The sequence below is a fragment of the uncultured Planktosalinus sp. genome (assembly GCF_963973675.1).
Lineage (GTDB): Bacteria > Bacteroidota > Bacteroidia > Flavobacteriales > Flavobacteriaceae > Planktosalinus.
In genome coordinates, this window is sequence record NZ_CAXBAN010000415.1 from 1 (window position 1) to 2,116 (window position 2,116).

Below are 2,116 nucleotides of genomic sequence, written 5' to 3' on the forward strand. Positions count from 1 at the left end.
TCTGTAAAGCCATCTGCCGTTGCGTCATCACACAATTCGTAAGGTGTCATGTCTGCAGGTAAGGTAACCAGGGGGTTAAGTTTTATCAAGACTGTAAAGGAGCCTATTTCAACACAATTAATAACATTATTGACTATTCTAACCCACATAAGTTGTGGGTTTTCAATATTAGGATATGCAGTAGGGTTTGGAATTGCATTTTCGCCTGCGGCCGCATCAAATTGGCTAAGATGATACGTAACCGTATAATCAGATGGATCAACTCCGGCAAATATGGATTCCTCTTGAACAGTAAGGTCAATCGGGTAGCCAACATCATTATTACCATCGATACAGAATTCAAGGTCCACAAGCTCAAATGGAATAAAATCAACCGGTCTTACTTCAATTAAAAAAGAGGATGTTATATAGCAGCCACTAATGTTGTTTTCGAGTCTTACATAAATTGTTTGAAAAGGCGAATCGATATTTGTATAACTTTCAGGAGTTGTGATTTGATTTACTCCATTTTCAGCATCATCAAGTGTTTGATGAAAAGTTACATCAACATCTGTTTGTGTTCCTAAAAGTTGAGGTTCTGCTACCAATAAGAAAAAGTTTGCAAAGCCGTCATCATCTAAATCACATACTATAATAGTATCAACGGGTCCGGCAACCGGGTTTTCAACTAGTGTAACATCAGATTCAAAACTGTTATTGGTTTCATTAATTTCAGCTACAATACCTGTTCCGTCTCCCAAGTCATCTACAACAGCTGTAAGTATAAAGTCGTTTGGAATCGCTGCAGGAATTGTCATACTCACCGAGTTTGTTTCAAATCCATCTACAGGAATCGTATTGATAGTTGCGAAACTTCCAACCAGAGTACCATTGGCATAAAATGCAATGGGTGTATTTGCCGGAACAGCATCGGTACTTTCCAAATTAAAGACAGTATAGTCTACATCAATATCTCTGGAGTCACAATAAACCTCAATATTGGTAACATCGATGGTCGCATCCGGAAGTTCACTTGAAAGCACTACATTGATGTTATTGACAAAGATTCCATCTTGGTTTGTGTCCAATTGAACCAGCATCGATGTATCACCAATATTGATTACATCTTCAATATTAAACAAATCCAGATCCATGTTCCACAAGTCTGATGCACCCGTATAACTATTTGTACTATTGAATGCATTGTTTGCCGGATTTAAGGGTAAGTCTTCCATCACTACCCCATTAATACTCAAGGTTTCCCCAACAGCAATTCCCACATCGCCCTCCCAAACTAAAAAACCAACTTTAGCACCAACCACATCGACTACATTTAAATTAGTAAGGTTTATATCTAATTGTGGATCGGGCCCAAAGACTTTTTGTAAGCCATCATAGATAGTCAACTGGTTGTTGGGTAGTGTTGCATCTTCATAAACAATGGTTACAGACCAGCCTCCAAAATTTGTTCCATTTCCGGGAGCTCCACCACAGTAATTGGCAATAATATCTGTCAAATCCAAATCAGATATGGTATAAGTACCATTGCCTGTGAGTTGCACCTGAGCGGTAACATCTGCAAAAGCACCAAAATAAGTAATCGCTCCATTATTGGCTGTAAAGGTCCTTTCAGCAGTAATATCGGCACCATTAAATGTTACATCAAAATCACCATCCCCGGAACCTGCCCAGTATAAATATGCTGCTACAACTGTTTGACCGGGAGCTAAGTTTAAATCTGCACTTGAAGAAGTAAGTATATCACAATACCCACCTGCATTTTCTGCTTCATTTAAAGTGTTTCCAAAAGCAGTGAAATCATATTTACCGTTGAATTGATTGTATTGTGTAATTGGTTGAGAGCACAGCGTACCTGATAAAACTAATAAAAGTAAAATCCAATAAATTTTAAGACTATTTTTTGTCATTTAGTTAGGCTTTGCAGCTCTAAAGATACAAATTGAATTATTATCTAGCTTTGTAATTATCAAAAGAGTACTTTAGAAAATCTATTTAAAAGGGTATAGAAATTAAAAGCCGCAAAGTATATACTTTACGGCTTTTAGAAAATATTCCTATCATTTATCTCTTCAAGGTAAAATGCCCTGTAAATTCTTTGTTTGTATCTTCTTCTATG

The 2,116-nt window shown here is 37.0% G+C and carries 1 protein-coding gene; it reads right to left on the bottom strand.

Translation table 11 applies throughout. The features are described from left to right. The coding region (locus AACY61_RS12810; RefSeq protein WP_339611975.1) for a CARDB domain-containing protein at positions 1-1,907 on the bottom strand (1,907 nt) is incomplete at its 3' end. Positions 1,908-2,116 lie beyond the last annotated feature (209 nt).